This window comes from Gottfriedia acidiceleris (assembly GCF_050457485.1).
In the GTDB taxonomy this organism is placed as follows: domain Bacteria; phylum Bacillota; class Bacilli; order Bacillales; family Bacillaceae_G; genus Gottfriedia; species Gottfriedia acidiceleris_D.
The window spans coordinates 1-18,177 of sequence record NZ_JBCMJM010000030.1; the positions used below are offsets into that span (position 1 = coordinate 1).

The following is an 18,177-nucleotide window of genomic DNA, read 5'->3' on the forward strand; positions in this document are numbered from 1 at the left end:
ATTAGGCTGATGTTTTTTTGTATTTATAAATATAAATAAATTTAATGAATCAAAGTGAAATTATGTGAAACTTGATCAATGTAAATAAACAAAGCTAATTTCACTGGTACTTCACTTAAAGGCATGGGTTTAAGTAGCAGTTCTTTCGTGAAACGGGGTTTACCTTATATGGTAATAAGCACCGTACAGGAAAGCAGGCGAAGAAACGAAGAAAACAAGCGTTTGGCGGCTAGTCTGAGACTACAAACGAATTGTAGTCCTTTTATAGTAGTTAAAAGGAACAAAAATAAAGTCAAAGTAGGAAAGTAGTATCGTGTTAGAAAAAAATATTTAAAATATAGAGCACAAAATTAGAACTATTTTCATATATTACAAAAAAATAGGCCCTAAATTGTATAAAAAGTTTTTAATTTGCAAAACTAAATAATAAACAAAATTGTTTAATCAATCGTAAATTACACTGGAAAAACACTTAGAGGAGGAATAAAGGTGAATAGTTTATCAAAATGTATAGTTTGTGAAGAGAAAAAGGAAAATGGCATTCATATTATTGAAGCATTCGTTTGTGAAGAGTGTGAAAAGAAAATCGTAAAAACTGAAACAGACGCACCTATATACAATTCCTTTGTAGAGAAGTTAAGATGTATTAGTACGGTGAAAGAAGAAATTGCGAATTAGAGATTAGCATAAGCGTAATAGACTAATAGTAGTAGTCTAATAAGTTTTTGTAAGTTAAAATAAGATATAAAGTGAAGGACCGATTCTATATACAAGGTACCTCTGCCATAATTTATTACTGTTTGGTCACACCTTTAGTGACTGGGCCTTTAAGTAATGGAGAGAACTTGTAAATAGTATCGGTTTTTATATTGTCTATAAAATATTGGTTTTTGAGTTAGGTAGTTGTATTAAATGTCGAAAAGTATGTTTTGAACGTTTAAATTAAAACCCAACAAAAAATATACTAGTATAACGATACGTACAAATAAATTGCGTAAATTAAAGGAAGAGTTATTGATGAATAAAATGCCATTACTAAATGCACTGAAACAGTTTGTAAATAAAGAAACAATATCTCTACATGTTCCAGGTCATAAAAATGGAAAGCACACTTTTATAAATGAATTAGGATTACCAAATATATTAAATTATGATGTGACGGAATTAAACGGCCTAGATGACTTACATTACCCTTCAGAAGTAATCAGAGAGGCTCAAAAAATGTTAGCGAAAGTATACAATGCAGAAGAAAGTTTCTTTTTAGTAAATGGATCAACTGTGGGTAACCTGGCTGCAATTTTAGCGTTATGTGGTGAAAATGACGAAGTATTGGTACAACGCAATTGTCATAAGTCAATTTTTCATGGTCTTTTACTTGCTGGAGCAAAGCCCATATTCTTGCCATTAGATATTGATGAAGAGCTAGGACAGCCGCTTGGGGTAAACAGTGAGCAATCTATGAATGTAATCAAAAATTACCCGAAAGCAAAAGCAATAATTTTAACCAATCCTAATTACTATGGAATGTCTCAGAATTTAAAAAATATAATTGAGTTCGCTCATAGTATGGAGATCCCAACGATCGTGGATGAGGCGCATGGAACACATTTTATAATTGGGGGATCTTTTCCAAATGATGCGCTCTCTATGGGTGCCGATATTGTCATACAATCAGCGCATAAAACATTGCCTGCAATGACAATGGGTTCATATTTACATATAAAATCAAAACTTGTTTGCAAAGATAAAGTAAGAGAAATGCTGAGAATGCTACAAAGCAGCAGTCCTTCTTATCCAATCATGGCTTCCTTAGATTACGCAAGGAGTTTTGTCGAAACATTTTCTCATGATAAGGTAAAAATACTTCAAAAGAAAATTGCCGAATTTATTAAAGAAGTTAATGCTTTATCTAGTATACAAATTGTTACAACAAGTCGAATAAACTATACACAAGATTTACTAAAAGTAATCGTAAAAAGTAAAAAAGGACATACAGGTAAGCAACTACAGGAAATATTGGAAAATGAGGACATCTATTCTGAGCTATCAGATTGGGGACATGTTCTGTTCATTCTTCCGCTAGATGAAAAAATGGATTTTGATGACCTTATTAATCGAATAAAAAAAGCAACTGAATCTATGGCTTATATTGAAAATAAACAACCTAAGCTTAATGTACCTAATTTTACGAGTACAGTTTTACATAGTTACGCTGACTTAAAGAAAAAAAGGAAGTTGGTAAAAGATTTGGCAGATTCGGTAGGAGAAATCTCTGCAGAAAATATTGTTCCTTATCCACCAGGAATTCCGATTTTATTAAAAGGTGAACTAGTTACTACTAAGCACGTTGATTATATTCATGATGTATATCAATATGGAATGACGATTCAAAATTTGATTGAAGATAAAAATTTACAAATTGAAGTACTGATTTAGGAGGAAACACACTTGAAATCTTTATTCATTACATTTGAAGGACCAGAGGGTGCTGGGAAAACAACAATTATAAATATGATATCGGAAGAACTTCGTAAAAGAAGTGTAAATTTTATATCCACTCGAGAACCAGGTGGTATACGGATTGCTGAAAATATAAGAAATATTATATTAGACACAGAGAATATTGAAATGGACAAGCGTACGGAGGCACTACTTTATGCTGCAGCAAGGAGACAGCATTTAGCAGAGAAAGTAATCCCTGCATTGTCAGAAGGAAAAATCGTGTTATGTGATCGATTTGTAGATAGCTCGCTTGCATATCAAGGTGTCGGTAGAGGAATCGGAATAGATGAAATTTATAATATCAATCAATTTGCAATCGATGGTTTAATGCCTGATTTAACAATTTACTTTGATTTAGACCCTAAAGTTGGACTAAATAGGGTTCACCAAGCAGATGAGAGAGAAATCAATCGACTGGATTTAGAAGAACTAGATTTTCATTTAAAAGTTCAAAGTGGATATGCTGAAATCATGAGTAGAGAACCATGGCGCTTTAAACGAATTGATGCATCAAACCAGGTCGATCAAGTATTTAAAGATACCTTAAAAGTCATTTTAGAAAAAATATAAGAAATTTAATTAATTACAAAAATTGATTACATGAACAATAACATGACGGAACTGGTATAATAGAATAAGAAGCATACTTTCGAAACTTAACTGGAAATTACTTGCATAAATAGATAAATGTAAGCCAAAAGTTAGGCTTAAGTAATTAGTAAAACGATTTAAAAAAACGATGCAATTTAAAAATATCATTGATTAATTTATAGATATGAGTAGGTGTAAACATGAAAACATCTTGGGAGAAACTAAGCGAGCGTCAGCCAGTTGCCACAAAAATGTTAAAAAATGCAGTAATTAAGAAAAGGGTAGCTCATGCTTACTTATTTGAAGGCCCAAGAGGAACTGGTAAACGCGAACTTGCATTATACTACACAAAAGTATTACTATGTGAGAATGTAAGTGGCGCTACACCTTGTGGAACTTGTCGTAATTGTAAGCGTGTCGATTCTGGTAATCACCCAAATGTTTATGTAATTGAGCCCGAAGAAGCCTCAATAAAGAAACATCAAATTCAACAATTACAAGAAGAATTCTCTAAAACAGCGGTTGAATCGAATCGAAAAATTTATATAATAGACCATGCTGATCGAATGACGACAAATGCAGCTAATTCTTTATTGAAATTTTTGGAAGAGCCGGTCTCAATTACAACTGCATTTTTATTAACTGAACAAGTACAACAAATTTTGCCAACGATACAATCTCGCTGTCAATCAATCCATTTTAATCCATTACCAACAAAATACTTTGAAGAACATTTAGTTAATAGAGAGCTCCAATCAAACTTAGTACCATTATTAGCAAGATTAACAAATAGTGAGGCAGTCGCACTTCAAATTGCTGAAGAAGAATGGTTTGCACAAGCTAGAGATTTAGTGATAGAATTATATGAAGCATTATTAACGACAAAAAAAGATAGTCTTCTAGTCATACAACAAAATGTTTCTCGTCATTTTGATACGAAGGAACAGTTACAAATGATGCTTGATATGCTTGTATTAGCCTTTAAAGATATGCTATATATATATGCTGAACAAGATCAAAATGTTGTTTTTAAAAATGAAGAACCATTAATGAGACAAGCATTAAATCGTATTTCATTAGAGAAAATAACCACTTGTTTAGAAATCATCCTTTTTGCTAAAAAGCGATTAACATCCAACGCAAATATGTTAATGGTTTTAGAGCAAATGATTATAGAGCTACAGGAGGGATTGTAGATTGTGTACGAAGTAGTCGGAGTACGTTTTAAAAAAGCTGGTAAAATCTATTATTTCGACCCAAATGGATTAGCAATCCCTAAAGATACTTTTGTCATCGTTGAGACGGTGAGAGGGATTGAATTTGGAAAAGTAGTTGTACCAAATAAAAAGGTCGGAGAAAATGACGTAGTCCTTCCGTTAAAAAAAGTTATGCGATTAGCTGATGAGCATGATCGTATGATTGTTGAAGAGAATAAACAATCAGCTAAAGAAGCTTATGAAGTTTGTTCTAGTAAGGTTATGCAACATGAACTAGATATGAAATTAGTTGATGTCGAATATACATTTGACCGAAATAAAGTCATCTTTTATTTTACAGCAGATGGTAGAATAGACTTTAGGGAATTAGTAAAGGATTTAGCTGCAGTATTCCGTACTCGAATTGAATTAAGACAAATAGGAGTACGTGATGAAGCTAAAATGCTCGGTGGGATTGGGCCTTGCGGTAGAATGTTGTGTTGTTCAACGTTCTTAGGTGATTTTGAACCAGTATCCATTAAAATGGCTAAAGATCAAAACCTTTCACTTAACCCGGCGAAGATTTCAGGACTTTGTGGCCGATTAATGTGCTGCTTAAAATATGAAAATGATGAGTATGAGGCTGCAAAAGAACAACTTCCAGACTTAGAGGATATCATCAAGACAGCAGAAGGTCCTGGAAGAGTAGTAGGATTGAACATCTTAGAACGAGTTATACAGGTAGAATTGATCAAAAAAGAACGCGTTGTGGAGTATACCCTAGATGATTTAATTCATGAGGGAGTCGTGTCAATACAAACCACAGATTAAGAGGTGGTAAGATTGGACAAGAAGAATATATTCTTATCTCTTTCCAATATGGAAGAACAAATTCAAGATTTATCAACACAGCTTAGTGATTTAAAACAATATATTGCTGAGCTACTAGAAGAAAATCACTATACGAAAATTGAGAATGATCACTTACGAGAAAGATTAGGTCTAAATAAACGTATAGAAGAAAAAGAGCAAATAAAAGACTCAAAGAAGAAAAAGGTACAAAAGGATAAGGATCTTGGGGAAGGCTATGATAATTTAGCAAGATTGTACCAAGAAGGTTTCCATATTTGTAATCTACATTATGGAAGCGTACGTCATGGTGAGGACTGTCTGTTTTGTTTATCCTTCTTTGATAAAAAGTAATGGTAGGCTATTCCGGAAGAAGCGAGCGATTACCTTTTTAAACAGCTATTAAATAAACTGTTTAAAAAGGTAAAGTACGCACGTTCTAAATGGAATAGCTTCTTTTTATGCATTGCTAGTTAATTGTTATACGATTAGGCAATGCTAAAAGATAATATTGGTATGAATTTGAAAGGAACTAATTATGCTTAAAGGTGACGAACGATTAGATTACTTATTAACCGATGATATGAGGATTATACAAAGTCCATCCGTTTTTTCATTTTCATTAGATGCAGTTCTTTTATCCAATTTTACATATGTCCCGATCCAAAAAGGTACAATTGTTGATTTATGCTCTGGAAATGGAGTTATTCCATTGATGCTACACCGAAGATCTAAAGCAAATATAATAGGTGTAGAAATACAAGAGCGACTGTATGATATGGCTAAAAGAAGTATTGAATATAACAAGTTAGATGAAAAAATATCAATGATTCATGACGATTTAAAAAATGCACCAAATAAAATAGGCAGAGAATTTGTAGATGTTGTTACGTGTAATCCACCATACTTTCAAGATATTCCGACTTCTGAACAGAATATGAATGAGCATTATGCAATAGCGAGACATGAGATTAAAACGAATTTAGAAGAAGTAATCAATGCAAGTAAACAACTTTTAAAGCATGGTGGAAAATTGGCGATGGTTCATCGTCCAGGGCGTATGTTGGATATTGTTACAACAATGCGTAAACAAGGTATTGAGCCGAAAAGAATTCAGTTTGTTTATCCAAAAATGGGTAAGGAAGCAAATACACTTCTAATTGAAGGTATTAAAGGTGGTAAGTCTGACCTTAAAATTTTGCCTCCGATTTACGTATATGAGGAAAATAACGAGTATACGGCTGAGTTAAAGGAAATTCTATATGGAAGATCATAAACACTATTTATATGTGCTAGAATGTTCTGATGCAACTTTCTATGCAGGGTATACAACAAATATTGAGCGTAGAGTAAAACAACACAACGATGGAAAGGGTGCAAAATATACGAGGGGTAGAACACCTGTAAATTGTATATTTTTTGAGGAGTACCCAACTAAAAGAGAAGCGATGCAAGCGGAATACGCTTTTAAGCAATTATCAAGAGAAAACAAAGAACGATATATGAGAGGAGGAACGAGTAATGATTAAAAGTCAAAAGAGCTTCTTAAATGAAGAATTAGGCTGTCTTTATTTAATACCAACCCCTATTGGTAACTTAGAAGATATGACGTTTAGAGCGGTACGAATACTAAAAGAAGTAGATTATATTGCGGCGGAGGATACTCGTAACACGAAAAAGCTTTGTAATCACTTCGAAATACCAACGCCATTAGTGAGTTATCATGAGCATAATAAAGAAAAAGCAGGATTAAAGCTTGTAGAAGACTTGAAACGAGGATTAAAAGTTGGATTAGTAAGTGACGCAGGAATGCCATGTATAAATGACCCAGGTTATGAGCTAGTAAAACTTTGTTTAGAAGAAGGAATTTCTGTCGTTCCTTTACCTGGTGCAAATGCTGCCTTAACATCTTTAATATCATCTGGACTACCTACTGATTCGTTTTTATACATAGGATTCTTGTCACGTCAAAAGAAAGATAAGAAGAAGCAATTGGAACCGTTAAAGGGGCAACGTAGTACAGTCATTTTATACGAGTCTCCACACCGTTTAAAAGAAACGCTACACGTTATTCTTGAAGTATTAGGTGACAGAAAGATTGTACTTTGTAGAGAATTAACAAAGAAGTTCGAAGAGTTTTTACGTGGGACAGTTAGTGATGCAATAGACTGGGCAACGAATGAAGAAGTACGTGGAGAGTTTGTAGTTGTTTTAGAAGGGGCATCTGAAGAAGATGTGAAAAGCAATGAGGAGTGTTGGTGGCAGGAACTATCCATTAACCAACATGTTGATTGGTACATAAATGAAAAAAATGAAAAAAGTAAAGATGCGATAAAACTTGTTGCGAAGGATCGTTCATTAAATAAAAGGGACGTCTACGCGGAATATCACGAAATTTAATAAGGTTTAAAAATGAAGTTAGGCTGTCTTATTTATTTGTAATTCTCTACTCATTTTTACTAGCATTAATTTAGAGAATGCAATTAAACTAGGCAGCCTCTTCAATTTAATTATTATCAGCTATAAATTGTTCAATCTCGAATTTTAGAAGCTCTGCGCCTTTTTTACTTAAAACAATTTTACCATCAGCAACCTCAAGATTATTTTGAGAAATTTCTCCCGTCATCATACAAGTCATATTTGGTTCATACTTTTTTAGGATAATACGATCATCTTGAACAAATATTTCAAGTGTGTCTCTTTCAGTGATATTTAGTGTTCTTCTAAGTTCAATTGGAATGACTACACGGCCAAGCTCGTCTACCTTACGGACAATTCCTGTAGATTTCATAATTAATCCTCCTATATAAAGTTTTTATGAAAATAAATGTACTATGTAGTCCAAAAGACAGAGCTACATAATGCTACTATGCCAAAATGGGTTAATTAAAGAGAAAATGTATGTATATTTATGAGAAATAATAGAAATAGATGTTACTATTGTGTAAAATTTAACTTATAAAATAAGTATGAAGTTGTAATAGTAGATGGGGATATGCAGTTAACTCATTTTTCATTTTATAATGAAATGCAAAATCATGCGAATAATTTAGTGTCAATATTTAGAAATTTTTGAAGGAGGATTTTTGGTCAATGAGTAATAAAACTTTTTATCTTACAACCCCAATATATTATCCGAGCGGAAAATTACATATAGGTCATGCTTATACGACTGTTGCTGGGGATGCAATGGCTAGATATAAAAGACTTCAAGGGTTTGATGTCTTTTATTTAACGGGTACAGATGAACATGGTCAAAAAATTCAACGAAAAGCTGAGGAATTAAATGTCTCACCGCAAGAATACTTAGACGATATCGTTGTTGGAATTAAGGACCTATGGACAAAATTAGATATTTCCTATGATGACTTTATCCGTACGACGGAAAGCAGACATAAAGAAATCGTTGAGAAGATTTTCAAGCAATTACTTGATCAAGGTGATATTTATTTGGACGAGTATGAGGGTTGGTATTCTGTACCGGATGAAACATATTATACTGAAACTCAAATTGTTGATCCTCTATATAATGAAGAAGGAAAAATTATTGGTGGAAAGAGTCCGGACAGCGGTCATCCAGTAGAGCTGGTTAAAGAAGAGTCTTATTTCTTTAAAATGAGTAAATATGCTGACCGATTACTGAAGTATTATGAAGAAAACCCAGAATTTATTCAACCTGAATCAAGAAAAAATGAAATGATTAACAATTTCATTAAACCAGGATTAGAGGATTTAGCTGTTTCACGTACTTCATTCGACTGGGGTGTAAAAGTACCGGGTAATGCTAAGCACGTTATTTATGTATGGATTGACGCTTTATCTAACTATATTACCGCTTTAGGTTATGGTTCAGATAATGAAGAAAACTATAAAAAATATTGGCCAGCGAATGTTCATTTAGTTGGTAAAGAAATTGTACGTTTCCATACGATTTATTGGCCGATTATGTTAATGGCATTAGACTTACCATTGCCTAAAAAGGTCTTTGCTCACGGATGGTTATTAATGAAAGACGGCAAGATGAGTAAATCTAAAGGTAATGTTGTAGACCCAGTAGTATTAATCGACCGATATGGCTTAGATGCTCTAAGATATTATTTATTACGTGAAGTTCCTTTTGGATCAGATGGTATTTTTACGCCAGAAGGATTCGTTGACCGTATTAATTTTGATTTAGCAAATGATCTAGGTAATTTATTAAATCGAACAATTGCAATGATCCAAAAATATTTTGATGGTAATATTCCTGCAGTTAATGGAACAGTAACAGATTTTGATGAAAACCTTCAACAAGTGGCAAAGAACACGAAGGAAACTGTGGAAGCAGCAATGGAAAATATGGAATTTTCAGTTGCATTAACAAATATTTGGCAGTTCGTTAGTCGTACAAACAAATATATTGATGAGACACAGCCGTGGGTACTTGCTAAAGACGAAAACCGTGTACCTGAACTAGCTTCGGTAATGGCGCACTTAGCTGAATCTTTACGTCAAGTTGGGATTTTATTAAAACCTTTCTTAACTCAGACTCCAACGAAAATTTTCACACAGTTAGGACTAGTTGATGAAAAGATTCTTTCATGGGACAGCCTAAAAGAGTTTGGAGCAATTCAAGAGGATACGAGAGTACAAAAGGGTGAACCAATTTTCCCACGTTTAGAGACAGAGGTTGAAGTTGCATATATTAAAGAACAAATGCAAGGTACTGTAAAACCAGTGGTAGAAGAGAAAGTGGAAGAAACTGTTCCTGAAATTACAATTGATGAGTTCTTTAAAGTTCAACTAAAGGTAGCTGAAGTAAAAGAAGCTGGTGCAGTAAAAGGAGCAAAAAAACTTTTAAAACTTCAATTAGATTTAGGAAACGAAGCAAGACAAGTTGTATCAGGTATAGCGGAATACTATAAACCAGAGGAATTAATTGGTAGAAAAGTGATCTGCGTAACGAATTTAAAACCTGTAAAGCTTAGAGGGGAACTATCCGAAGGGATGATCCTTGCAGGAAGTATTGAAGGTAAGCTATCACTTGCAACAATTGATCAATCATTACCAAACGGTACTATTATTAAATAATGTTACTAGGAAAAGTATTTCGTGTAAAAACTAACATGAAATACTTTTCTTTTTGATTTGTTTTACTGAAATAATTGTTGTATTGTGCAGAAAATTGTAAAAATATCATAAGAATCACAAATATGATAATATTTTGTTGATTTATGGCAGGTGTTAACAAGTTATTGTTAAAAAATGTCACTATATGAAGAAAGTATTACAGATTGATTACAATAGTAAACTAAAAAAATTATCAGAATTTTGTTTTAAAAAGTAAGAAAGTCTTGATATAACATGGAATTAATTTAAAACATCTTTAAAAATTTATTAGAAATTGCTTAATTTTGACTGTTTCTTTTTGTAACGGAATTGTTAACTGTGCGTTAGGTAAGAAATTTTACGGTATGCTAGACTAAATCTCAGATGAGCAAAGGGGAAGTAAAAATGCTTTTTGATACACATGTACATTTAAATGCAGATCAATACAAAGAAGACCTTGAAGAAGTAATTAGTAGAGCTCTAGAAGCAGGAGTTGTTCATCAAGTAGTTGTTGGCTTTGATCGACCAACAATTACGAAAGCTATGGAATTAATTGAGAAGTATGATTTTCTTTATGCAGCTATTGGCTGGCATCCAGTTGATGCAATTGACGCAACAGAAGAAGATTTTGAATGGATTAAGGAATTATCAAAACATCCTAAAGTAGTAGCAATTGGTGAAACTGGGTTAGATTACTACTGGGATAAATCTCCAAAAGAAATCCAAAAAGAAGTATTTCGCAAACAAATTCAATTAGCAAAAGAATGCGGACTACCGATTGTTATTCACAATCGTGACGCAACAGAAGACATTGTAACCATTTTAAAAGAAGAAAATGCATCAGAAGTAGGTGGCATTATGCACTGCTTCGGCGGAAGTGTGGAAACTGCAAAAGAATGTATTAAAATGAACTTCTATATTTCATTAGGAGGACCAGTTACATTTAAGAATGCAAAAAAACCAAAAGAAGTTGCGACAGAGATTCCGTTAGAAAATCTATTAATCGAAACGGATTGTCCATACTTAACACCACATCCGTATAGAGGAAAAAGAAACGAACCTAGCTATGTATCACTTGTTGCTGATGAAATTGCACGTTTAAAAAACATATCAGTTGAGGAAGTTCAAAAACGAACTTTTGAAAATGCGTGTAATATTTTTCAGATTAACAAATGATCTCATGAACTAGTACGAATACATAAAATTCGTCACAGTTCACGTATGAAGAGTTGAAGAATTTGTCGAAAGAAAACTCTTCTACTTCTAAATCTAGTAAACATACATTCAGTAGAGTAGAAGCACTAGTTAATAGGTTTGGAGCTAGTCAATCTTTTTTCTCAGGCGAAAAGGAGGAGTAAAATCGTGATAGACGCGAATAGGTTACTTTCTAGACTTGGGAGTAGTAAAAAACTAGCAGTACAACTTGCAGGAGCTTTAGTTTTCACTGGATCAGTAGGTACAGGAGCATATGAGGGACTTAAAGAACAAGTAACTCTTGAGGTAGACGGGAAGGAACAGGTTATTCAAACACATGCAAATACTGTGGCTGAATTATTAAAAGAACAAAATATTAGTATTACGAATGCAGATGAAATATATCCGTCGGCCAAAACGAAAATATCAGATGATATGGATATTACAGTTCATTTAGCGAAACCTGTTAAACTTACGATCGATGGGCAAGAAAAAGTCATTAAGACAACTGCTCAAACGGTAAAGGAATTATTAAAGGAACAAAATATTAAGATCAATCCTGATGATGTTATAATGCCTGCACTGTCAACACCGTTAGAGGAAAATGGTAAGGTATCTTACGAAAAAGCATTCCCTATGGTATTAAATGACGGAGGAGCTTCTAAAAAAGTATTTGCAACTTCGACTACTGTCGCTGACTTTTTAGAAAAGCAGAACATTACATTAAACGAATTTGACCGAGTTGAACCAGGTGCCGGCGAAATGATCAAACAAAATGATACAGTTCGAGTTATCCGTGTCGAAAAAGTCAACGATGTGGTGGAAGAGCCTGTAGATTTTAAAGAAAAAGAGCAAAAAGATTCTTCTATGTATAAGGATGAATCTTCGGTCATTTCAGAAGGTGTTAAAGGACTTGTTAAACGTAACTTTGAACTGATTAAAGAAAATGGTAAGGTAGTTTCTAAAACGCTAGTTGATGAAACTATTTTAAAAGAACCTGTTGATCGAGTAGTTGCAGTTGGAACAAAGTCTGTACCAACATCAAGTGCATTAGTAAAATCTAGTGCGCCAAAATCAAGTAGTAAGGTAAAAGAAATGTATGTTGAAGCAACTGCATATTCACCTTACGATGCGGGGATGTCTGGTGTAACAGCTTTAGGTATTAATGTTCGTAAAAATCCTAACACAAAACTGATTGCAGTTGATCCAAAAGTGATTCCTTTAGGATCAAAGGTTTGGGTTGAAGGATATGGCGTTGCTATTGCTGGTGACACTGGTGGAGCGATTAAAGGCAGAAGAATCGATATTTTAATGCCAACAAAAGACGATTGTTTTGATTTTGGTCGTCGTACTGTAAAAATTCGTATTATTAGCTAATATTTTTAAAATAGATCGTTGTTTAAATGAAAGTAGAAGGATAAGTCCTTCTGCTTTTTTTTATACTACTTTTAAGAGAGTATGAAGTTTTATTATCCTTATGGTATGATTACATATACTTGTACTGGTTGGAGGAACAAATGAAAATTAAAGAAATCATTGTTGTTGAAGGTAAAGATGATACAGCGGCAATTAAAAGAGCTGTGGATGCAGATACAATTGAAACAAGTGGTTCTGCTATAAATAAGGATACTTTAAAATTAATAAAGCATGCTCAGGAGACTCGAGGAGTTATCGTATTTACAGATCCTGATTATCCTGGTCAGCGTATACGCTCGATTATTAAGGAACATGTACCAGGATGTAAGCATGCGTTTTTACCAAAGGAAGAAGCTGTTCGTTCAGGTAAAAAAGGATTAGGAATCGAGCATGCTACTAGAGAATCTATTCGAAATGCTTTAATTCATGTTAAGCAGGAATTTATCGAAGTTGAATCTGAAATTACAAAGGAAGATTTAATAGATGCCGGATTAATTGGACATCCCTCATCAAGTGAAAGACGAGATAAACTTGGTAAAATTCTTAATATAGGTTATACAAACGGTAAGCAACTAGAGAAAAGACTGCAAATGTTTCAAATCTCAAAAGATGAATTTGGGCAAGCAGTAAAAAAAGTTTTAATGGAGGAAAAATAATGAAGGATATCGCGACACCTAGTCGAACGAAAGAAATATTAGCCAAGTACGATTTCTTCTTTAAAAAAAGCTATGGTCAAAATTTCTTAATTGATACAAATATACTAGAAAACATTGTAAGTTATGCAGATTTAACTGAAGAAAGTTGTGCAATTGAAATTGGCCCGGGAATTGGAGCACTAACTGAGCAAATTGCTAAGCGTGCTAAGAAAGTATTAGCTTTTGAAATTGATAATAGACTAATCCCAATCTTAGAAGATACACTTTCACCATATGATAATATACAAATCGTTAATGAAGACGTACTAAAGGCAGATGTTGAAAAAGCGATTAATGAGTATTTGCCTAATGAGTTAGATATAATGGTAGTCGCAAACTTGCCTTATTATGTAACGACGCCAATTATCATGAAGCTATTAACAGAAGGTTTACCAATCAGAGGAATTGTTTGTATGTTGCAAAAAGAAGTAGCTGACCGTATCTCCGCTAAGCCGGGAACAAAGGACTATGGTTCACTATCAATCGCAATACAGTTTTATACACATGCTTCAACTGTTATGACTGTACCTAGAACAGTCTTCATGCCTCAGCCAAACGTTGATTCTGCTGTTATAAAGCTAGTAAAACGTGAAGAACCAGCTGCAGAGGTAATTGATGAATCATTCTTTTTTGAAGTAGTTAGAGCGAGCTTTGCTCAAAGACGAAAAACATTAAATAATAATTTATTAAATAATTTTTCTCAACTGAAAAAAGATAAGGCAATACTTGAAGCTTGTCTTTTAGAGGCGTGTATTGAAGGAACAAGAAGAGGAGAAACTTTATCAATTCAAGAATTTGCAACATTAAGTAATAGTCTATATAAACAAGTAAAATAACAAAAAGATGATTATAAGCTAATTTACCAACTAGTTTGTAATCATCTTTTTTATTTGTTACTTTATTTTAGTTCTGATGCCCTATAAAAGTTCAATAAACCTTCTTTTCACCCTTTTTTTTGTCCATACATAATCTAAGAAAAGAGAGCGAACTCGTAGTGTACTTAAGCAATTTTGGAGGGGAAGGCATGTGAATATTAATGTAGGGGATATAGTAGAAAGAGCATCTTATAAATATGACCTAGTTTTTCGAGTAGTGGAGGTAAAACAAATCGGGGATGAAGTCATTGCTATTTTATATGGTGACGATTTTCGTTTAATTGCTGATGCGCCTTTATCTGACCTGCGAGTAATCATTGAATCAGAGTATAGAGAAAAAGGTAAAAGATCATCTGTTCAAATTGAGGAAAACTATAAACTATTTAAAAGAGAAGCCTTGGAGCAAAAAGAAAAAAGAAGATTTCAAGCAACAAATGGATATAGAACAGATGTAAATCTTTTTCAAATACCAGGTCGGGTTCTTCACATCGATGGAGATCCAATATATTTAAAAAAATGTCTTGAAATGTATAATAAGATGGGTGTGCCTGTTGAGGGAATCTATTGTAAGGAAACAGAATTACCAACAAAAATTGGTTATTACTTAGATCATTATCGTCCCGATATACTAGTTATAACTGGTCATGATGCATACACAAAGTCAAAAGGGGTCGTTACTGATATAGAAGCTTACAGACATTCAAGATATTTTGTCGATGCTGTAAAAGAAGCGCGAAAGAAGGTACCATCTTTAGACCACCTTGTAATTTTTGCTGGGGCATGTCAATCTCACTTTGAAGCGATTATACGTGCAGGAGCAAACTTTGCAAGCTCACCAACTAGGGTAAACATACATGCATTAGATCCTGTGTATGTAGTTGGGAAGATAAGCTTCACATCATTTATGGATCGAGTAAATGTTTATGATGTGGTTCGTAATACAATTACAGGTGAAAAGGGACTTGGTGGAGTAGAAACAAAAGGAATTTTAAGAACAGGGCTACCTTTCCAATCGATGGAAGAGGAGTAAGGAAAAGATTTTCTACATTAACGAGAAAACTCGTATGTAGAAAATCTTTTTTTTATTTTCATACATAAATTTTCAGATTTTCACAAATAATAATCGAGTGTTGCAAAAAAATATTGACAGGTAACCTGTATCGTTGGTATAATTTTATCTTTTTTGACTTAGTTTACATAAGATGGTATACTTGTCATAGTGAGGTGGTATGAAATGGCAAAAAAATTATCTGAAATAAAGGATACTTTAGATAGTCATGTTGGACAACGACTTACATTGAAAGCAAACAGCGGACGTAGAAAGACTGTGGAACGTTCCGGTGTATTAGCAGAAACATATCCATCCATATTCGTAGTACAATTAGATCAAGAAGAGAACGCATTTGAACGCTTATCTTTTAGTTATGCAGATATTTTAACAGAAACAGTTGAATTGTTTTTCTGTGATGACCATACAAGTGGACTGATGGCGAATGGGCAGTAGAATTTTCTACTGTCCCTTTTCTTTTTATTATTCATGAAATTAAACAGAATTACACATACTAACAATGTCGAAGTGGAAAAAGGGGGTTGCTTTTTTTGGGTAGAAGAAAAAGAGGTATAATGTCACAGAGCTTTAAAGAGGAACTTGCAAAAGATCTTGGTTTCTATGACGTCGTTCAAAAAGAAGGCTGGGGAGGCATTCGAGCGAAGGATGCCGGCAACATGGTTAAAAGGGCAATCGAATTAGCTGAGTTACAATTATCTAATAAGCAACAATAAACAATCTTCACTTCGACAAGTGAATTTGTCTACACATCAAACCGAAGCTAAATGCTTCGGTTTTTGTGAATCTTTCCAAAGAAAGTTTACTGATCTAGCTCACTTTCATTGGGGTACATTTTTCTTATGAGTTAATTATGATACAATAGCAAAAAAGTAAGTGTTCATAAGAAGGTGAGAATAGTGAAATTAATGGTGAAGGCTCCTGCGAAAATAAATCTTTCATTAGATGTAGTAGGGAAAAGAGGCGACGGTTATCATGATGTAAAAATGATCATGACAACGATCGATTTAGCCGATCGAATTGAATTAGAGCTTATTCAAGAAGATAAGATTGTCGTTACATCACACAATCGATACGTGCCAGATGATCAACGCAATTTAGCATATCAAGCTGCGATGCTACTTAAAGAAATGTTCGGAGTTAAATTAGGAGCGCATATTTTTATTACAAAAAATATTCCTGTTGCTGCTGGTTTAGCCGGAGGTAGTTCAGATGCTGCGGCAGTACTAAGAGGTCTAAATAAGCTTTGGAATTTAAACTGTTCGTTAGATGAATTAGCGGTAATTGGCTCTAAAATCGGGTCGGACGTATCATTTTGTGTTTACGGCGGAACAGCTATTGCTACAGGTCGTGGCGAAAAAATTGAACATATCGATACACCACCACCTTGTTGGGTTATTTTAGCAAAACCAACACAGGGCGTTTCAACGGCAACTGTTTATCAAAAGCTAAAATTAGATAATATTCAACATCCTGATGTAGATCGTATGGTTAATGCCATTTCAAATAAAAATTATGACGATATTTGTCTGTCATTAGGAAATGTATTAGAAACAGTTACACTGCAATTACACCCTGAGGTTGCAATGATTAAGGATCAAATGAAACGTTTTGGTGCAGATGCTGTTTTAATGAGCGGAAGTGGTCCTACAGTATTCGGATTAGTTCGCCATGATTCTAGGATGAATCGTGTTTATAACGGATTAAAAGGTTTCTGCGATCAAGTATACGCCGTTCGGATGTTAGGTGAAAGGGAAAAACTTGATTAAAAACGAATATTATTATAAAATTTTTATAAAATATTCGTGATTTGAGGTGCTGCATGAAAATTAGAAGAAGCTCTCGTCTTGTAGGTATGACACACTATTTGTTGCATCATCCACAACAATTAGTATCATTAACATTTTTTGCTGATTTATATACGTCTGCTAAATCATCAGTAAGTGAAGATTTAGGTATTATAAAGCAGACGTTTGAACAACAAGGAATTGGGACACTATTGACTGTGCCAGGAGCAGCAGGTGGTGTAAAGTATATTCCTAGTATTAGTAATCAAGAAGTAAATACAGTAATTGAAGAATTATGTGATCTACTTCAAAAACCAGACCGAGTGTTGCCTGGTGGATACTTATACATGACTGATATATTAAGCAATCCTAACTATGTTAATAGTGTAGGCCGGATGTTTGCATCTATATTCAGTAATCAAAAAATAGATATCGTTATGACAATCGCAACAAAAGGAATTCCTTTAGCATATGCTGTTGCAAACTTTTTAAATGTACCAGTTGTAATTGTTCGTCAAGATAACAAGGTTACGGAAGGATCAACAGTAAGTATTAATTACGTATCTGGTTCTTCAAAACGTATACAAACAATGTCATTGGCAAAAAGAAGCATCGAGGCAGGTTCAAATGTTTTAATTATCGATGATTTCATGAAAGCTGGTGGAACGGTTACTGGTATGAAAAATTTGCTTAAGGAATTTCAGGCAAATGTTGCAGGAATTGGTGTATTAGTTGAGGCAGTAAATATTGAAGAAAGATTAGTTGAAGATTATATATCACTTGTAAAGTTATCTGAGGTAAATGAAAGAGAACAGCTTATTCGAGTTGAAAGAGGCAATTTCCAAGAAGAATCATTTATTAAAACTGAAAGCTTATAGTCATTAAATGGATAAGCTAATTGTATATAATGAAGAAGGG

General features: G+C 33.7%; 20 protein-coding genes. 19 read left to right on the forward strand and 1 reads right to left on the reverse strand.

What is annotated here, in order from left to right; genetic code table 11:
* The first annotated feature begins 489 nt into the window (after window positions 1-489).
* The 9 genes from ABEY15_RS23105 (at window position 490) to rsmI (ending at window position 7,538) form a co-directional block, all read left to right on the forward strand.
* Window positions 490-678 (forward strand): sigma factor G inhibitor Gin, encoded by a 189-nt coding sequence (locus ABEY15_RS23105; RefSeq protein WP_429892344.1) that lies wholly within the window; start codon window positions 490-492, stop codon window positions 676-678.
* 339 nt (window positions 679-1,017) lie between these two features.
* Window positions 1,018-2,436, forward strand: coding sequence for an aminotransferase class I/II-fold pyridoxal phosphate-dependent enzyme (locus tag ABEY15_RS23110; RefSeq protein ID WP_429892345.1), 1,419 nt, complete (start codon window positions 1,018-1,020; stop codon window positions 2,434-2,436).
* A 12-nt stretch (window positions 2,437-2,448) separates the two neighbouring features.
* Window positions 2,449-3,072 (forward strand): dTMP kinase, encoded by a 624-nt coding sequence (gene tmk, locus ABEY15_RS23115; RefSeq protein WP_429892346.1) that lies wholly within the window; start codon window positions 2,449-2,451, stop codon window positions 3,070-3,072.
* Window positions 3,073-3,293: 221 nt separating this feature from the next.
* Window positions 3,294-4,289 carry a DNA polymerase III subunit delta' gene (gene holB, locus ABEY15_RS23120; RefSeq protein ID WP_429892347.1) on the forward strand — a complete coding sequence of 332 codons (996 nt, stop codon included), beginning with the start codon at window positions 3,294-3,296 and terminating at the stop codon, window positions 4,287-4,289.
* 3 nt (window positions 4,290-4,292) lie between these two features.
* Window positions 4,293-5,120, forward strand: coding sequence for a PSP1 domain-containing protein (locus ABEY15_RS23125; protein ID WP_097979278.1), 828 nt, complete (start codon window positions 4,293-4,295; stop codon window positions 5,118-5,120).
* 12 nt (window positions 5,121-5,132) lie between these two features.
* Window positions 5,133-5,492, forward strand: coding sequence for a DNA replication initiation control protein YabA (gene yabA, locus ABEY15_RS23130; RefSeq protein WP_069033942.1), 360 nt, complete (start codon window positions 5,133-5,135; stop codon window positions 5,490-5,492).
* Between the two features lie 181 nt (window positions 5,493-5,673).
* Window positions 5,674-6,414, forward strand: coding sequence for a tRNA1(Val) (adenine(37)-N6)-methyltransferase (locus ABEY15_RS23135; RefSeq protein WP_429892371.1), 741 nt, complete (start codon window positions 5,674-5,676; stop codon window positions 6,412-6,414).
* Window positions 6,401-6,667 carry a GIY-YIG nuclease family protein gene (locus ABEY15_RS23140; RefSeq protein ID WP_129692183.1) on the forward strand — a complete coding sequence of 89 codons (267 nt, stop codon included), beginning with the start codon at window positions 6,401-6,403 and terminating at the stop codon, window positions 6,665-6,667. The genes ABEY15_RS23135 and ABEY15_RS23140 overlap by 14 nt, the downstream gene beginning before the upstream one ends.
* Complete coding sequence (gene rsmI, locus ABEY15_RS23145; protein WP_429892372.1) at window positions 6,663-7,538, forward strand: 16S rRNA (cytidine(1402)-2'-O)-methyltransferase; 876 nt, start codon at window positions 6,663-6,665, stop codon at window positions 7,536-7,538. Before ABEY15_RS23140 ends, rsmI begins: the two co-directional genes overlap by 5 nt.
* A gap of 106 nt (window positions 7,539-7,644) precedes the next feature.
* Here the strand turns inward: rsmI and ABEY15_RS23150 are convergent, their stop codons facing one another.
* A complete protein-coding gene (locus tag ABEY15_RS23150) occupies window positions 7,645-7,929 on the reverse strand; it encodes an AbrB/MazE/SpoVT family DNA-binding domain-containing protein (RefSeq protein WP_069033946.1) in 285 nt (94 codons plus the stop codon).
* Window positions 7,930-8,231: 302 nt separating this feature from the next.
* Between ABEY15_RS23150 and metG the strand changes: the two genes are divergently transcribed.
* The 10 genes from metG to purR all read left to right on the forward strand — a co-directional run bounded on the left by metG (window position 8,232) and on the right by purR (window position 18,137).
* Complete coding sequence (gene metG / locus ABEY15_RS23155) at window positions 8,232-10,208, forward strand: methionine--tRNA ligase (protein ID WP_429892348.1); 1,977 nt, start codon at window positions 8,232-8,234, stop codon at window positions 10,206-10,208.
* A gap of 423 nt (window positions 10,209-10,631) precedes the next feature.
* Window positions 10,632-11,402 carry a TatD family hydrolase gene (locus ABEY15_RS23160; protein ID WP_097979274.1) on the forward strand — a complete coding sequence of 257 codons (771 nt, stop codon included), beginning with the start codon at window positions 10,632-10,634 and terminating at the stop codon, window positions 11,400-11,402.
* 186 nt (window positions 11,403-11,588) lie between these two features.
* Window positions 11,589-12,797: a ubiquitin-like domain-containing protein gene (locus ABEY15_RS23165; protein WP_429892349.1), complete on the forward strand. Its 1,209-nt coding sequence runs from the start codon at window positions 11,589-11,591 to the stop codon at window positions 12,795-12,797.
* A 140-nt stretch (window positions 12,798-12,937) separates the two neighbouring features.
* A complete protein-coding gene (gene rnmV / locus ABEY15_RS23170) occupies window positions 12,938-13,492 on the forward strand; it encodes a ribonuclease M5 (protein ID WP_056474503.1) in 555 nt (184 codons plus the stop codon).
* Window positions 13,492-14,367 carry a 16S rRNA (adenine(1518)-N(6)/adenine(1519)-N(6))-dimethyltransferase RsmA gene (gene rsmA / locus ABEY15_RS23175; RefSeq protein ID WP_429892350.1) on the forward strand — a complete coding sequence of 292 codons (876 nt, stop codon included), beginning with the start codon at window positions 13,492-13,494 and terminating at the stop codon, window positions 14,365-14,367. The genes rnmV and rsmA overlap by 1 nt, the downstream gene beginning before the upstream one ends.
* A gap of 190 nt (window positions 14,368-14,557) precedes the next feature.
* Window positions 14,558-15,436: a sporulation peptidase YabG gene (yabG, locus tag ABEY15_RS23180; protein ID WP_429892351.1), complete on the forward strand. Its 879-nt coding sequence runs from the start codon at window positions 14,558-14,560 to the stop codon at window positions 15,434-15,436.
* Window positions 15,437-15,640: 204 nt separating this feature from the next.
* Complete coding sequence (veg, locus tag ABEY15_RS23185; protein ID WP_069033953.1) at window positions 15,641-15,910, forward strand: biofilm formation stimulator Veg; 270 nt, start codon at window positions 15,641-15,643, stop codon at window positions 15,908-15,910.
* 119 nt (window positions 15,911-16,029) lie between these two features.
* Window positions 16,030-16,188: a small, acid-soluble spore protein, alpha/beta type gene (locus ABEY15_RS23190; protein ID WP_069033981.1), complete on the forward strand. Its 159-nt coding sequence runs from the start codon at window positions 16,030-16,032 to the stop codon at window positions 16,186-16,188.
* A 183-nt stretch (window positions 16,189-16,371) separates the two neighbouring features.
* Complete coding sequence (gene ispE / locus ABEY15_RS23195; RefSeq protein WP_097979270.1) at window positions 16,372-17,241, forward strand: 4-(cytidine 5'-diphospho)-2-C-methyl-D-erythritol kinase; 870 nt, start codon at window positions 16,372-16,374, stop codon at window positions 17,239-17,241.
* 53 nt (window positions 17,242-17,294) lie between these two features.
* A complete protein-coding gene (gene purR, locus ABEY15_RS23200; RefSeq protein ID WP_429892352.1) occupies window positions 17,295-18,137 on the forward strand; it encodes a pur operon repressor in 843 nt (280 codons plus the stop codon).
* Window positions 18,138-18,177 lie beyond the last annotated feature (40 nt).